16 protein-coding genes are annotated in these 15,589 nt (G+C 70.3%); all 16 read left to right on the top strand.

The window, feature by feature from the left end:
- Positions 1-29 precede the first annotated feature (29 nt).
- The 16 genes from ABZS40_RS19905 to ABZS40_RS19830 all read left to right on the top strand — a co-directional run bounded on the left by ABZS40_RS19905 (position 30) and on the right by ABZS40_RS19830 (position 15,548).
- Positions 30-2,486 (top strand): nitrate- and nitrite sensing domain-containing protein, encoded by a 2,457-nt coding sequence (locus ABZS40_RS19905; protein WP_354944712.1) that lies wholly within the window; start codon positions 30-32, stop codon positions 2,484-2,486.
- Positions 2,483-2,890, top strand: coding sequence for a roadblock/LC7 domain-containing protein (locus ABZS40_RS19900; protein WP_354944711.1), 408 nt, complete (start codon positions 2,483-2,485; stop codon positions 2,888-2,890). Before ABZS40_RS19905 ends, ABZS40_RS19900 begins: the two co-directional genes overlap by 4 nt.
- A 24-nt stretch (positions 2,891-2,914) precedes the next feature.
- A complete protein-coding gene (locus ABZS40_RS19895) occupies positions 2,915-3,475 on the top strand; it encodes a hypothetical protein (protein ID WP_354944710.1) in 561 nt (186 codons plus the stop codon).
- Positions 3,472-4,827 carry an ABC transporter substrate-binding protein gene (locus tag ABZS40_RS19890; RefSeq protein WP_354944708.1) on the top strand — a complete coding sequence of 452 codons (1,356 nt, stop codon included), beginning with the start codon at positions 3,472-3,474 and terminating at the stop codon, positions 4,825-4,827. Before ABZS40_RS19895 ends, ABZS40_RS19890 begins: the two co-directional genes overlap by 4 nt.
- Before the next feature lie 20 nt (positions 4,828-4,847).
- Positions 4,848-5,663, top strand: coding sequence for a class I SAM-dependent methyltransferase (locus tag ABZS40_RS19885; protein WP_354944706.1), 816 nt, complete (start codon positions 4,848-4,850; stop codon positions 5,661-5,663).
- Between the two features lie 25 nt (positions 5,664-5,688).
- Complete coding sequence (locus ABZS40_RS19880) at positions 5,689-6,567, top strand: branched-chain amino acid ABC transporter permease (protein ID WP_354944705.1); 879 nt, start codon at positions 5,689-5,691, stop codon at positions 6,565-6,567.
- Positions 6,564-7,553 carry a branched-chain amino acid ABC transporter permease gene (locus ABZS40_RS19875; RefSeq protein ID WP_354944703.1) on the top strand — a complete coding sequence of 330 codons (990 nt, stop codon included), beginning with the start codon at positions 6,564-6,566 and terminating at the stop codon, positions 7,551-7,553. The genes ABZS40_RS19880 and ABZS40_RS19875 overlap by 4 nt, the downstream gene beginning before the upstream one ends.
- Positions 7,550-9,064: an ATP-binding cassette domain-containing protein gene (locus ABZS40_RS19870; RefSeq protein ID WP_354944701.1), complete on the top strand. Its 1,515-nt coding sequence runs from the start codon at positions 7,550-7,552 to the stop codon at positions 9,062-9,064. Before ABZS40_RS19875 ends, ABZS40_RS19870 begins: the two co-directional genes overlap by 4 nt.
- 199 nt (positions 9,065-9,263) lie before the next feature.
- Positions 9,264-9,626, top strand: coding sequence for a hypothetical protein (locus ABZS40_RS19865; protein ID WP_354944699.1), 363 nt, complete (start codon positions 9,264-9,266; stop codon positions 9,624-9,626).
- A 15-nt stretch (positions 9,627-9,641) separates the two neighbouring features.
- Positions 9,642-10,433 carry a methyltransferase domain-containing protein gene (locus ABZS40_RS19860; protein WP_354944697.1) on the top strand — a complete coding sequence of 264 codons (792 nt, stop codon included), beginning with the start codon at positions 9,642-9,644 and terminating at the stop codon, positions 10,431-10,433.
- Positions 10,434-10,565: 132 nt separating this feature from the next.
- Positions 10,566-11,240 carry a hypothetical protein gene (locus ABZS40_RS19855; protein ID WP_354944695.1) on the top strand — a complete coding sequence of 225 codons (675 nt, stop codon included), beginning with the start codon at positions 10,566-10,568 and terminating at the stop codon, positions 11,238-11,240.
- A gap of 18 nt (positions 11,241-11,258) precedes the next feature.
- Positions 11,259-12,413 carry a tetratricopeptide repeat protein gene (locus ABZS40_RS19850; RefSeq protein WP_354944694.1) on the top strand — a complete coding sequence of 385 codons (1,155 nt, stop codon included), beginning with the start codon at positions 11,259-11,261 and terminating at the stop codon, positions 12,411-12,413.
- Positions 12,397-13,134, top strand: coding sequence for a hypothetical protein (locus ABZS40_RS19845; protein WP_354944693.1), 738 nt, complete (start codon positions 12,397-12,399; stop codon positions 13,132-13,134). Before ABZS40_RS19850 ends, ABZS40_RS19845 begins: the two co-directional genes overlap by 17 nt.
- 216 nt (positions 13,135-13,350) lie before the next feature.
- A complete protein-coding gene (locus tag ABZS40_RS19840) occupies positions 13,351-13,590 on the top strand; it encodes a hypothetical protein (RefSeq protein WP_354944691.1) in 240 nt (79 codons plus the stop codon).
- A gap of 157 nt (positions 13,591-13,747) precedes the next feature.
- Complete coding sequence (locus tag ABZS40_RS19835; protein ID WP_354944689.1) at positions 13,748-14,632, top strand: hypothetical protein; 885 nt, start codon at positions 13,748-13,750, stop codon at positions 14,630-14,632.
- Between the two features lie 391 nt (positions 14,633-15,023).
- Entirely contained in the window at positions 15,024-15,548 is a 525-nt protein-coding gene (locus ABZS40_RS19830; protein WP_354944687.1) for a GNAT family N-acetyltransferase, read from the top strand.
- Positions 15,549-15,589 lie beyond the last annotated feature (41 nt).

Raw genomic sequence — 15,589 nt, 5'->3', positions numbered from 1 at the left:
GGGTGAGGGTGGGCCGCCGGTTGGCGGATATGTCGGTGCGGTGGAAGGCAGCGCTGATCGTGCTGCCGACTGTGCTGGTCGCGATGGTGTCGGCGGGTTTCGGATTGTGGTCCTCGGTGGGGGAGGCCAGGGCCGCCGAGGGGGCCGGGGACTTGTTCTCTGTCGGTTCGTCGGCGACGGAGGTGACTCAGCGTCTGCAGGCGGAGCGGATTGCGGCCGTGGGTTTGCTGCTGCCGGGGTCGACGGTGACGCCGGCGGATTTCGAGCGGGCCGTGCAGGGCACCGATGAGGCGATCTCCCGATTTCGGCTGTTGCGAGGAGAACTCGAAGACCCGCCCGGGGGTGTGCGCGCTGTCCTGTCTCGTGCTGACGCGGGGTTGGCGGATGTGCAGGCGCAGCGGCAGCGGGTGCGCGGGGATGGCCCGGTGGCGTTGTCCGCCGTGGCGTTTGGCTATCGGATTGTCATTGTTGATCTTGGTGATCTGCTGTTGGCGGTGGCGCAGAGCGGTGTGCAGCCGCAGCTGGCAGATGAGATGCGGGCGTCGGCGGCAGTGTCGCGGGCCCGTGAGGCGGTGGGTCAGCAGCAGGTGGCGGTGTTGCAGGCGGTGGCGGCGCGGCGGTTGACTCCGGCGCTGCACGCGGAGGTCGTGGCCGCCCGCTCCGGCCAGGACGAGGCGTTGCGGGAGTTCGACGCCTTGGCGCGCCCGTCGTGGCGGGCGCGGTTGGGACGGACGTTGACTGGCGGGGATGTCCTCGCCGCAGTGCGTCTGGACGGGCTGGTGTCTGGCACCGGGGTGTATGAGCCGGTGCGGTTGCCGGGCGGCGCGCAGCAGTGGAGCCGGGTAATGACCACTCGGGCGGACCTGTTGGCGCAGGTGCAGGCAGCGGTGAACGCTGACATCGCGTCTGCCGCTGATGACCTGTGGATAGCGCAGGTCCGCGCGGCGGCGGTGCAGGCCGCGGTGTTGTTGGTGATGTTGCTGGTCGCCGCGGTGACGGCGGTGCGGGTGGCCCGGTCGCTGGTCGCGCAGTTGTCGTCGCTGGAGCAGGGCGCCCGTCGGGTCGCGGACGTGGAGCTGCCGGCTCTGGTGGCGCGGTTGCGGGCGACGTCGGATCCAGCGGCGGCGCAACGGCTGGCCGAGGACACCGGCCGCGTGGCGGTGCCGGTGGTCGGCGGGGACGAGGTCGGCCAGGTCGCCGGCGCTTTCAATTTGGTGCTGGACGCGGCGGTGAACGCGGCGGTGGGGGAGGCACGAGGACGTGCCCTGGTCATCGCCATGATCACCTCCGTTGGTCGACGCGTGCAGGCCCTGACCGACCAACTACTTGGCAGCATCGACCGTCTTGAGCGCGACGAGGAAGACCCGGAGCGGCTGGCGAGGGTGTTCGCCGCAGACCAGCAGGCCACCCGGCTGCGCCGCTATGGGTCAAATCTGTTGATCGTTGCCGGTGGTGGCCCCGGCCAATCACAGCCACATCCGGTGGTGCTCGCGGACCTGGTCAACGCCGCCTTGTCCGAGATCGAGGGTTTCGCCCGAATTACGATAGAGGAGCTGGTCGAGGTCGAGGTCGACGCCCGCGCGGTCGACGCCGTGAAGTCGATCCTCGCAGAGCTGCTGGACAACGCCACGCGGTTCTCCGCCGACCAGGTGCGGGTCTTCGCGGGGTGGTCGGGGCATGACGTGCGGATCCTTGTCGCCGATTCCGGTCTCGGGATGAGTGTGGAGCAGTTCGACCGTGCCAACGCGCTGCTGGCGAGCCCAGAGATGGACGTTGCGGTCACTGACCAGATGGGCTTGGTCGTGATGCCCCGGTTGGCTGCGGAGTTCGGAGTGCGGGTGCGGCTGGGCACTACCGAGCCGACCGGCGTCACCGCCGAGGTTCTGGTGCCGGCTGAGTACGTCACACGGGTGCACGTTCGGGAGATCGTCGTGCCGGGCCACATTGAACGGCCGTCCCGGTTGGCTCCCGCGCCGGCCGCTCAGCCGGTCGCGGCGCCGTGGACGGGGACTGGGTGGACTGGTCCAACACGGCAAACCCCGGTGGTGCCGGCGCCACCATCACCCCCGCGCACGGACGTGACGATGGAGCTGCCGCCCGTGCCTCGCCAGCGAGGGCCGATGTCATTGCCGGTCGGCGCGCCGCGACCGCCGGACCCGCCGATGTTCCAGGAGATGGCCGCCCAGTCGCCGTGGTTGTGGCCGTCTCCCAACGACGAGCGTGGCTTCAGCACCGACGCCGACGCGGGCTGGCAGGCGGCGGCGTCCGCCGCGCAACCAGCCACCGATGGGCGCACCACCTCCGGTCTACCTCGACGTCGTCCCCAGGCGCACGTCGTCCCCGGTGGTCTGCCGGCACAGCGGACCCCCTCGGAGCCTTACGTGCAGATCGACCCGGCGGCGATCCGGGCGCAGGTCGCCGGCACGATGCGCGGCCTGCGAGCCGCGCCGTCCGCCCCTCCCCTCTCGACAGGAGAACGCCGATGAGCATCGCCACTACTGCCCGCAATTCGCAGCTGTCCACTGTTCTGAACAACCTGGCCAGCCAGATTCCCGCAGTGGCGCATGTCGTCGCGGTATCCGGCGACGGTCTGCTGCTGGCCAGCACCGACCGTCTGGACACCGACCGGGGCGATCAGCTCGCGGCGATTGTGGCCGGGCTGGTCAGTCTGGCGCGCGGCGCCACCGACCTGCTGCAGACCGGCGGCGTGCATTTCCAGATGCTGACGATGCGAGACGGGATCCTCGTCGTGCAGCAGGTGCCCGACGGGTCGTCTCTGGCGGCGCTCGCCCGCAACGACTGCGACCCATCGCAGGTCGCCTACGAGCTGGCCACCATGGCGGCGCGCATCGGCGAGGCGGTCAGGCCAGGGCCGCGAACGGCCGGCTGAGCCGGCGTGCGGGCGGTGATGAGCATGAGCGCGGACCCGGGCGTGATGGAACGTGCCGCCTCGATGGTCAAGGTGCTGGTGACCGGCGGCGCGGGTGTGGGCAAGTCCTGCTTCCTGCGAGCCGCTCAACGTGGCCGCGCGACGCTGCTTGGCCAGCCGGGTGCGGTCGGAGAGGTCGGCTACGCCGCACTGCCCAGCGGCGCCACCGTCGTCCTGCAGGTGACGCCGGAGCAGCGACGCTGGTGGTGGATGTGGGACCACCTCGCTCTCGGCGCCACAGGCGCGATCGTGCTGGTCGACACGACTCGCCTGCCGGTGTCTTATCCGGCGTTGGACTACCTCGATGCTTGCGACCTGCCGTACCTGGTCGCGATCAACCGGCCGCTCGGCGGCTCTCGCAACCGCCACGAGATCCGCGACGCCCTCCGGGTCAGCGCGCAGGTGCCGGTCCTGACCTGCGACGCCACGGAACCCGACTCCGTCCTGGCCATCCTGCACCACCTGGCCAGCCCCGCCCGACCACCCCAGCACCACATACGGCCCTCGCAACATCCCCTCGCAACGAAAGGACGTCGACTCTCGTGACCCCTCAACCAACCACCCGCCGGCCTCATCGCTGGCGAACGGCCACCGCCGCCATCGCTGCCACCGCCCTGCTCGCTGCCACCGGCTGCGCCGGCTCGAGCCTCAGCGACGCGGACACCACCAACAACGAGATCCGCATCGGCTTGATCGTGCCGAGGAGCGGGCCCTATAAGTCGATCGGCGACGACCAGGCCGCCGGGTGGCGGCTGGCCCTGGACAAGCTGGGCGGCAAGCTCGGCGGCCGACCCGTGAAGGTGATCGAGGCCGACGAAGGCGACGGCAAGGCCACCGCCCTCGCCTCGGCGCGCAAGCTCATCGAGCAGGACAAAGTCCTCGCCCTCGTCGGCGGGGGCACCGCTGACACGGTGCAGACCCTGTACCCGCTGCTGAACGAGACCAAGGTGCCGCTGATCGGCATGGGCGGGCGGCCCTCCACGATCGCCGATCCCACCCATCTGTGGTCGACGTCGTGGCTGAGTCAGGAGACCGGCGCGTCGATCGCCGGCTACCTGCGCACGACGGTGGGCAACGGCCAGGTGTGGGTGATCGGCCCGGACTACATCGGCGGCCGTGATCAAATCGGCGGCTTCGTCACCGCCTTCCGCAAGGCGGGTGGGCAGTTGGCGAACCCAGGCGGCGAGCCGACCTGGACGCCGTGGGCGCCGGCGCCAACGACCGAATTCTCCCCATACCTGACGAAGATCAAGGAAGCCAAGCCAGCGGCCGTCTACACCTTCTACGCCGGTGCGTCCGCGATCGAGTTCGTCAAGCAATACCGCCAGTACGGCATCACCACGCCGCTGTACGCCTCGGGCTTCCTCACCGAAGGCGCGCCACTGGCGGCGTTGAAGGAGCAGGCCAAGGGCATCTACACCACGCTTAACTACTCGTCGACCTTGGACAACGCGGCCAACCGTGACTTCGTGCGCCGGTTCACCTCGGCCAACGACGGGAAGCTGCCGAACCTCTACCACGTCTGCGCGTGGGACGCGGCCCTCGTCCTGGACAGGGCCATTTCCGAAGCGCTCGCCCAGCCTGACGCCCCCGCGACCACACCCAGCGCCACCGGCACGGCACCGGCCCCCAGCAGCCCAGCGGCGAGCAGCAGCCTGGCAGGTAGCAGCCCGGCTGCGTCATCCGCCGCCGCTGGTGGGACAGCCAGCGGGCTGACCTCGCAGACGCTCACCGCGGCGCTGCCGCGGGTGGGGTCGATCGACTCGCCCCGAGGCGCCTGGCAGTTCGGGCCGGTAAACCACACCCCTGTGCAGGCGTACTACCTGCGGGAAGTGGCCCAGGACGGACAGGTGTGGGTCAACCGCACCGTGCAGACGCTCACCACCCTCGGCTCCTGACACCGAAAGGCGTACACACCATGAGCGCGATGATCACCGGCGCGCAGGCCGGGTACATGTTCGACAACGCCACCGACGAGGCCGCCAACCAGCTACGTCACCTCGCTGAGATCCTCGACGCTGGCACCCGCCGGACCCTGATCGAGCTCGGGGTCGGGCCTGGCTGGAAGGTCACGGACATCGGCGCCGGGGCGGGCACCATGACGACCTGGCTGGCCGACCAGGTCGCCCCGGACGGGCACGTCACCGCCGTGGACCTCGACCCCCGCCACATCCCCGAAGGGCCCAATGTCACCGTCCGGGCCGGCGACATCCGCGATATCGAACTGCCGGCGGGGTCGCAGCAGGCAATCGTCGCCCGCCTGGTGCTGATGCACCTGCCCGAGCGGGAGCAGGTCCTCGCCGACCTGACGCGCGCTCTCACCCCGGGCGGCGCGCTGGTCGTGGCGGACTGGGACTGCACCTGGCGGGACATGATCCGCCGCAGCCCCAGCCCTCGGGCGACCGAGCTGATCGAACGGTTCCAGGACGCCCTGCTCGCCTTCGGCGAGTCCCGTGGGGCGGATATGGGCTGGGCGCAGCGGGCGCCGGAGGTGATGCTGCGCCTCGGCCTGGTCGACGTTGACAGTCGCGTCGAGTCCCGCTCGTGGCACGGCGGCACCGGCATCTGCCGGCTGCACCACTCCAACTCCATTCAGCGCGAGGCCGAGTTGGCCGCGGCCGGCATGAGCCGCGATGACTTGGCCGAGCTGCGGCAGGTGCTGATGGACCCGCAGCTGATGCTGTCGGGCTACCTGATGCACACCACCATCGGCCGGCGCCTCGCGTCCGCCTGACCTGCGTTCGGAAAGGAGGAGTGCCGTGGGCCTGAGCGGGCTGGTCAACCCTTACACGATTACCGCGTTGGACGGGGTCGCGTACGGACTGCTGCTGTTCGTCATCGCGGCCGGACTCACGCTGATCTTCGGCGTGGCCGGGGTGTTCAGCATGGCCCACGGCACCCTCTACCTCGCTGGCGCCTATCTTGCCTGGCACCTCGGCGACGGCGGCTGGGCCGGCCTCGGCCTGGCCCTCGCCGCGGCGGTCCTGATCGGCGCCGTCGGGGGCGCGGGCCTCGCCGCCGCCGTGCGCCCCCTCACGGACCGCCCGCTGGACCAGGTGCTCGCCACCCTCGGGGTGGCCTACATCGCCGCCGACCAGTTCAGCACCGTGTTCGGGGCCGAACCGCGCTCAGTCGACCCACCCCGGGCGCTCGCCGGGTCGGTCAGCCTCGGCGGCTACCAGTACCCGGTCTACCGGCTGGGGTTCATCGCGGTCGCCGCCCTGATCGTGGTGCTGCTGATCTGGGTCGTCGAGCGTTCCCGGGCAGGAGCGATCGTGCGGGCCGTGGTCGCCGACCCCGACATGGCCGCCGCCACCGGACTACGCACCCGCACGACCCGGGCGGCCGTGCTGGTCGGTGGGGGAGTCCTTGCGGTCACCGCCGGCGTGCTCGGCGCCCCGGTCATTGGCCCGGCCCCCGGCGTGGACACCACGATCCTGGTCTATTCGCTGATCGTCTGCGTCGTCGGCGGCCTCGGCAGCATCCGCGGCGCCCTGCTCGCCGCCCTCGGAGTTGGACAAATCCTCACGCTCGGTGTCTCGCTCGTCCCTGGCGCCGCCGCCTTTGTTCTTGCCGCCGCGATGCTGATCGCTCTCACCGTCCGGCACCGCCCCTCGCTTGCGGGACGGCCCGCGTGACCACCACCCTCACACCCGCCCCCACCAACGCAACGGCGCAACGGCGACCCGTCAGCCGGGCGGCTCGCCTGGTACCCGTCGCTTCGGGGATCGTCGTCGTGGCGGCAGTGGCGCTGCCGTGGATGGTCAACGCCTACGTCGTCTCGCTCGCCGCAACCGCCCTGGTGATGGCGGTGCTCGCGATGAGTGCGCAGCTGCTGGTAGGGCTGGCCGGGCAACCACCGCTCGGGCAGGCCGCGTACCTCGTCGTCGGCGCGTACACCGCCGCGACCCTCGCCACGCTGACCAGTCTCGGTCCGGTTCAGTTGCTCGCGGCGAGCGCCGTCGGGGCCGTCGCCGCCGCGGTGACCGGCCTGCTCGCGGTGCGGGTCCGGGGCACCACCTTCCTCATGGTTACGTTCGGTCTCGGTGAGCTCGTGCACGCCGCCGCCGGTCAGTGGGCGCCGGGCGGCAGCGAGGGCACCCACACCGAGCCGGTGGTCGCGCTGCCCGGCCTGCCGCCGATGGTCCGGCCCGGCTGGGTGTACCTGTACGTCCTGACCTGCACCCTGATCATCGGCGCCGCCGTCATCGTCATCGCCCGCACCCGTTTCGCCTTGCTCCTGCGCGGCCTCGCCGCCCACGAGCCCCGTGTACAAGCGACCGGCCACCACACCAGCCGACTCTTGCTCGCCGCGTACACCCTTGCCGGGGCGATCGCCGGAGCGGCCGGCGCGCTGCTCGTTGCGGTGACCCGCTACGTCTCGCCCGCCGACGCCGCCATGGGCGTATCGGCCCTAGCCCTCGCCGCCGCGCTGATCGGGTCCGGCAGCATGATCGGCGCCTGCGCCGCCGCGATTCTCTTGGTGGCCGCCCGAGATTGGGCCGGCGGCCTGCTCAGCGGTCACGGCAGCACCCTGCTCGGCCTGAGCTTCCTCGCCCTGGCCTACCTGCCCCGACACCGGCTGGTCGGGCTTGTCACCCGAGGCGATCGGGGGCGAACATGAGTACACCGCTGCTGCGACTGGACACCGTCAGCCGCGCCTACGGCGCTCGCCGAGCCGTCGACGAGGTCAGCCTCGGCCTGCACGCCGGGGCTCGGCACGCGCTCATCGGACCCAACGGCGCCGGCAAGAGCACCTTGTTGCACCTGATCGCTGGCACCCTGCGGCCCACTTCGGGGCGTATCCACTACGCCGGACACGACATCCACCGCTGGCCGGCCCACCGGCGCGCCCGCGCCGGAATCGCTCGCACCTGGCAGCATCCCGCTCTGGCCCGCCCGCTGACTGTTGCGCAGAACGTACTGCTCGCCGTGCCCGGGCAGCGTCTGGCCGCGCTACGCCTGCGGCCTCGCGTGTCGGCGGCGGCCCTGGACGCGTTGGCCCGGGTCGGGCTGGCCGAGCGCGCCGACTGGCCTACCAGCCAACTCTCGTACGGCGACCAACGCCGCCTCGAAGTCGCCGTCGCCCTGGCCGCCCAGCCCCGACTGCTCCTGCTCGACGAACCCTCCGCAGGCCTCGCCACCACCGAGGTCACCCGCCTCGCCGAGCTGATCCGCGCACTGCCCACCGACATCGCCGTGCTGCTGGTCGACCACAACCTCGACTTCGTCACCGCGGTCGCCGACACCGTCACCGTCCTGCACCACGGCCAACACCTCACCACCGGCACCCCCAGCGAAGTACGCGCTCACCCGGACGTACGCCGCGTGTACCTCGCCGAAGCAGACCCCACCAACCATCAGCCCAACGCGCCGGGCGGCACCCCCACCGGCTCACCCGCAGCTGCCCAGCCGGTCCTGCGGGTGCGCAACCTGCGCGCCGGTCACCACGGCGCACCCGTGCTCACCGGCGTCACCCTCGATGTGCAGGCCGGGAGGGTAAGCGCCGTCGTCGGCCGCAACGGCGCCGGCAAGACCACTCTGATCAACACCATCGCTGGCCTGCACCCCGCCCTGCCGGGCAGCGAGATCCTCCTGCACGACCGGCTGGTAACTGGCCTTTCTACCCGGCGCCGCTGCCACGGCGGCGTCGGCCTCGTTCCGCAAGGACGCCGCCTGTTCGCCGGCCTCACCGTCGCCGAACACCTCGCGCTGCCCCGACCCCAGCCCGGCCGCCCCCGCACCATCACCGCACGGCAGATCCTCGACCTGTTTCCCGCGCTCGCCGGGCGCCGTCACCACCGACCCCACCAACTCTCCGGCGGCGAACAGCAAATGCTCGCCCTGGCCCGAGCCCTGCTCGCCGGGCCGCAGGTGCTGCTGCTCGACGAGCCCTCCGAAGGCCTCGCCCCCGCCATCGTCGGCCAGCTCGCCGCGATCATCACCGGCCTCGCCGCGACCGGCAGCGCGGTCCTGCTCGCCGAGCAGAACCTCGCCCTCGCCCTCGACATCGCGCACGACGTCGCCGTCCTCGACCGAGGCACCATCGCCCTGCACGCCCCCGCAGCCGATCTGCGTGCCGATCCCACCCGCCTGCACGACGTGCTTGCCGTACCGACGGGATCCACACGATGACCACCAGGACTCCTCTCCGCAGCCCGGCGAGGCGACCTCCGCGCCTCGCGTACGCCCTGCACCTGGCGGGTCCGGCCCCCAGGTGCAGGGCCGCCGTCCGAGCATCCATCGCGGGCGGCGGTGGGTGGTTGGCGTCGCCGACCCGAACGGCGCCGCCGACCATCTCACCCACCTTCAAGCAGGCAAAGGCGGTGACATCGTGAACGACGACGACACCAGCCTCTGGCTGCTCACCGACCTGGCCAGCTGCACCACCTGCCGAGGGCTCCTCCAGCCCTACGCCGCCGCCCCGCGTCGCCGGCTCTATGTCTGCTTCTGCCCTGGGGCCCTGTACGACGCGCAGCACCTGGAGGCACTCGTCGTCGGCTTCGCCGCCGCCTACGACCGGCGCACCGCGGCCACCTGGCCACTTATTACCTACCAGCGATGGCAGGAGTCCACCCGGGCCGACCTACGCCAACACCTGATCCGGCTTGTCGAACAGGCCCTCGTCCAGAGCCCTGAATCCGTCGAACTGCGCTGGACCCACAGCGGCACCAGCGTTCTCGCGAACCAGGGCTGAACCCAGGAGGAACCAATGACGTCCACCCACCAGCGCCACCAGATCTCCAGCAGCACGCCGCCCCGAGACCTGCCGAACGTGTTCGACCCAATCACGACACGCGAGTTCACCCGCATCGGGATCAAGGATGGGCAGCGCGTCCTCGATGTCGGCGCCGGAACCGGTTCGCTCACGCGTCACCTCGCCGGCCTGGTCGGATCGTCGGGTCGTGTCGTCGCCGTGGACAGCAACGCGAAACTGCTCGACCCCACCGCGATCGTCCACGTCTACGAACGCGACCTCCGCCACGGGCTGCAACTACCCTCCGAAGCCGCGCCGTTCGACCTGATCAATGCGCGCTGCGCCCTGGCGCCGCTTGCCAACCGAACCGATTTGCTCGACGAGATGATGTCCCTACTGAAGCCGGGCGGATGGCTCGTCCTCGGTGACATCGTCTACTCCCGCATGTGGGTACACCGCGCACCCTCCCCCGAAGACGCGGAACTACTCGCCAATGTGGTGCACCGCGTTCTCGACGTCCTCGCCAGCCAGGGCGTCGACCTCCACTGGGGCGACAGGGCAGCCTCCCTGCTGCTGCACGCCGGGATGAACCACGTGCACGCCCGCACCACCGCCCGCACCTGGACCGGCGGCGGCCCCGGCTGCCAGCTCTACGCCGACAACGTCCACCAACTGGCCGACCAACTGCTCGCCGACGGCGCGACGGAAGAGGACCTGGACCGCTTCGCCGAGCTGATGGCCGACCCGATGGTGGTGCTGCGCTCCTACCAGTACACCTCCACCATCGCCCAAGCCCCCGCCCACTAGCCGCCCGAGCCAGAACGAAACCTCAGCGCCCGGCCGCCACCACACGACACCGACCTGAGCGGCACCTGACCGGCGGCTCGCGCCTAGCCCGAGAGTCCCCGCCAGCCCTTCGACGAACGCAAGGGAACAACCATGCATCTCACGATGCCCCGGGCGGCACCGCAACCAGCGCGAGGGCTCCACCAGACGCCCGCTCGCAGGGCAATCGACCACGCCGCCGAACGGCAGACGCTAGGTGATCTCAACGACGCCTACCAGTGGGCCGTCTACGCCCACACGCTTGCCCACCGCACCAATCACCCCGCGGAGCGCCTCGACGCCGCGGCGATGCTGGCACCCCTGGCCGCGCTGACCGGACACGCCGACCAGGCCGTCACCGCCTACCGCGACCTGGTCGACCTCGCCACCGCCGAACTCGGCCCTAGCCACGAGCGGACCCTGTACGCCCGCGCCGGCATGGCCGAAGCGCACCACCGCGTCGGCCGCTGTGAGAAAGCAATCCGAGACCTTGCCGACGTCTACACCACTGCCGCACAACGGCACGGACCCGAAGCGCCGGTCAGCTTGAAAGCGCTCACACAGCTCACGTGCCTCTATCGCGACTGCGGGTGGCACGACGTCGCCCACCGCTGCCTCACCGCCGCCACGACCATCGCCGCCCGCTACCTGCCCAAAGGCGATCCAATCCGCGCCCGCATCACGGACATCGCTCAGACGCCCGCCGGTGAAAACCACCGCGCCGTCTGCACCCAGGCAACGCCCTCATGGCCAGCGCCGAGTGGCTTATCAACCGCGAAAACCACCTGATCAGGGAAGGAACCAGCCATGCCGTCGCGGACCTCACCGGCTACCCCATGGACGCCGGCGTTCGTTGCCGACGCGGTCGCCGCGACGCTCAAGCGTGCCGCCGAGCACGACCTGCACCATGCGATCACCGAGGCGGCCCGCGAGCGCGGGTTGTCACAGGCCACGATCGACGAGTGGGTGGCCCGAGCCCGCGCGGTGCCAGCCGCACCAGTCCCGCCGGGACTGGTGACCTGCCATGACTGCGACCACCCGATGATCCTGGTGCAGCTTCCCAAGTGCCCGCCGGTATACCTGTGCATGCCGGCCTGCGGCCGGGCACCCGTGCCGGCGCAGGGGCTACGCGACGCGGTCGCGCGGGCGGTGCTGCACCGCGCCCCGCACCTCGTGCCGAAAGACAAGATCGATGCCGCTGCCGCGTACGCCCCCGGTGGCATTCACCGGGTCGCAGTCGGTGCCTCGCCCAGCGATCTGCACTTCACGTGGCGGTCCGACCCGCGGCAGCTCGTCGGACCGCGTATGTCCCCGGCTCAACGGCTCAACTATGCCCGTGCTCGCGCCAATCATGGTGATCGTGCACGCGCCATCGAGGTTCTGCACACTGGCCTGCTGCACACCGACCCCACCGGTGACAGCTCCGCCCTGGACGTCGCCACTGCCAACTCTGCCGCGTTACTCGCAGAACTCGCTCTCGCCGATGGCGACCCCAACGCCGCGTTGCCATGGGCCGGGTGGGCGCACCGATCCCTGCGTCGTCTGCGCGGTGCCACATCACCGGAGGCGAGTGCCGCGCTCAAGATTCTTGCCGTCGCGTACCGCCGTACCGGCGAACTCCCCGAAGCGGCCGACTGCTACCGCGATCTCATCCGCCACCACACCTCCGCCGAAGGCCCCCGGGCATTGCCCACCCTCGCCGCCCAAGCGACTCTTGCCCTCGTCCTTTATCAAGACGGGCACTGCGCCCAAGCGCGCCAACTCCTCGCCCGGGCCGCCGCCGAGCACCGCGCCGCACACCCAGGTCACCGCGACGGCCCGCGCCTGCGCCAAGAACTGAACCGCATGCGTGCCACCTGCGTCGACCAACGCCACGGCCACCCGGCCGGAACCGACGACCCGCCACACGACTTCGCGGCGGCATCACCGAGGGGAGCTCAACACCTTGACTCACAGCACTAGCCGCGCTGATCAGAACAACGACACCGACGCGCCGACCAGCGGACAGCAGTGGCGCACAGCGGCGCAGACAACACTCACGCGACTACTCGGCGACCAACTCGAGCGAGTAAACGTCAGCACCGGACACCGAGTCTTAGACCTCACCGGCGCCGCCGACATCGCGCACGTGGCCCGCCTGGTTGGCCCGAGCGGACACGTCACCGCCGTCGACGCTTCAACCGGGACGGATTTACCCGCTGATCCACGCGGCTACGACATCGTGCTCGCCCACCGTCAGCCAGACCACCTCGACGCGATCGCGCCGGCGACCGCGCTGCTCCGCCCCGAGGGCTGGCTCATCCTCGCCGGCACCATCGTCGCCCCGCCGATCGTCTACACCGCCGTCCCGGGTGGCACCACCATCATCGACAAGGTCATCCGGGCGATCAATGCCCTCACTCCGTCGCCAGCGGCCGGTCCCTCGACCGACGCCACCATCGGGCTACTCGTCGCCCTGGGCATGGACCAGGTATGCGCCACCACTCACACCGAGACCATCCGCGGCGGCGGACCCGGATGCGCCCGCTACCGCCACGCCGCCCGGCACCTGCGCGATCAGCTCACCGGCACCGTCGGGTTCACCAACGCCGAACTCGACCAGTTCGACCGACTCATGCAGGACCCGGGGGTCCTGCTACGCGTCGGCAGCAACGTCACCCTCCACGCCCGCATGAGCACCTGATGCTGACTTCCCCTAAGCCGGCAGCCACGCGCGCCCGTCGGCTTAAACCCGGAGTGGGTCGCCGCAGGCACCATCGGTTGACCCGCCCACGTCTCCGACCAGCCGAATCGAGAGACGCCCGTTGCGACCGACACATCGCCCAGTGACCGCAGCCCTGTCCTGCGCGGCAGGCCAATCTGACTAGGCGGTGAGGAATTGCGCTTGGACGGTGGGTCGATGGCGGGCAAGCGGCGCCGCATCTACACGACGCTGCTCGCGGACCCTAGCCGGACATGGACGGTGCGTGAACTAGCCGCCTCGGTGAACACCCCTTCTGAGGGCACCGTCCGCGACACCTTCAACGTGCTGCTCGCCGACGGACACCTGCGGCAGGTGCCACACCGGCGCTCCCTGACGGCCATGCTCACCGACCGCGGCCAACAGGCACTGACCAACCTGCTCCGCAATGCCACCTAGCGCCTACAGCCAACGGAAACAACACGAGCGGCGTACGCGCGCTTACGTCCCAACTGTCACCGACGACCCCAAAGCCGGGCCGTCTGAATGCCGAAGCCGGCCAGCGCCAGCCTCTGACCACCTACCGATCCAGCGAGGAATCCGTACAACGATGCCCATGCCCCGACGGACTGCTCTCGCCCACCCGCTGATTGCGAGCGCTCTCGGAGTCCTGCTCACTGCCTGCCAATCAAGCACCCCCGCCGGCCAAGACCACCCGCATTCTGCGTCCGTAGCACCACGGCAGCAAAGCACCACGACGCCTCCAACGGCCGCCACCGATCCCGGCCTCACCCCGCACCAACGCCTGATTGCCCTCGCCGGGAACGTCGGCAGCACACCCGCCGACGCCGCCACCGGACTGCCCTATACCTACCTGCACACCCAGTCGTGGACCCGCGCCACCAACAAGATCACCCGCACCGACCTCCGGCGCTGGCGCCGCGACGCTGACGACTCCGGCCGGGAGGTGACCCGCCGGCTCCCCGACGTGCCTGGCCTCGCCTACCGCCCGACCCAGGCCGAGCACGGCCAATTTGCCACAGCCCAAAAGACGACCACCCCATACCTCGCGGGCGACCTGAAGCCGTACCTCACCGAACCGCTGCCCGCCGACGCCACCGCGCTCGCCAGCGCGCTGGCCCCACGCGAGCTGGCCGGTAGGCCCGCCTACCCGCGAATGCTCGTTCACGGCGTCACCGGCCTCGCCATCCATCAATACCTCAACCAGGACCAGCGCCGGGCCACTCTGCGCGTCCTAGCCGCCGTACCGAACATCGCCTATCAAGGCGAGCAAACAGACCTCGCCGGACGGACCGGCCTCGGCTTCACGGTGACCGCTGCCGGCTCCACGACGCAGCTCATCATCAACCCCGGCACAGGTGAGCTCCTCTCCGCGCGCGAACAAGTGTCCGGCGCACGGTCGGGTCTGTTCTCCTGCGTGCTGATCCTCGAGCGTGGCCACGCCGCCAACGACACCGGAACACCTTCCACGCAACCCTGAGGTAGCCGGCTACTGACGGGTCCCCTGCCACCCCGAACAGCACCGATACTTGAAGAGACCGTTGTCCGAAATCGGTCTGTTTCAGGCTCTGCTCTACCGGACCGCCGGGTGCGGCCTGGCGACCGAGGCCCGGTACCGCCCGTAGATCCAGATCAAGCGCTGCGGCTCGCGGCGGGCCAACGGCGTGCAATGCGCGTTGATTGGACCCGACGCGACCCGCGGGTAGCAGCCGACTGCTAGCCAACATTGATCGCTCGGGTTGCCCGTCGAGGAGCGGCAACACCTGCACGCGGTGCTGAAACCGTGATTCCCAAACGAACCGCCGCATCGATGGTGCCGGTTCTGGCCTGTCGGCATCGTGCTCAAGCGGTGCGTCTGTCACGCTTGTCCGATGACCGATTGGCTGTCGTTCTCGCCTGAAGGAGAACGGGTGAGGTTAAGGCCACCGGGTTACGGCGATGAGCCAGCTTTGATCGAAATGGCAACCGACCCGCACGTTCGTTCATACATCGGCGGTCCGATCGATCCGCCGGTCGCGGCAGCCAACGCGATGCAGAAAATCAGCGCCCAGGCGTGGGGCCAGTTCGTGATCGTCGGGCGCGTGAGCGGCGAGGTCGTTGGAAGCGGAAGCCTCGCGCGGAAGCGGGGCCCGTGGGAGGTGTCCTACCAGCTCCGGCGCGCGTACTGGGGGCATGGGCTGGCCGGCGAAGCGGTTGAGCTGATCCGCGTCTGGTTCTTCGAGAACCTCGACGAGAACCTGCTGATAGCCACGACTCAACGAGCGAACGATCGATCCAAGCGGTTGTTGTCGCGTGCGGGCGCGATATTCGCCGGTGCGTTCGAGCAGTATGGGTTGGTGCAGGAGCGGTTCGAGTTCCACCGTGGCGGGCACCCGCCACTACGCCCTGACGCGTGAGGGCTTCCGCTCCTCATCGCCCCGTTCAGGTCGACGGCCGG

The sequence above is a fragment of the Micromonospora sp. NPDC005324 genome, from assembly GCF_040607155.1.
Lineage (GTDB): Bacteria > Actinomycetota > Actinomycetes > Mycobacteriales > Micromonosporaceae > Micromonospora > Micromonospora trifolii.
The sequence above is the reverse complement of the archived record's forward strand: the minus strand, read 5'-3'. Positions and strand labels throughout refer to the sequence as shown.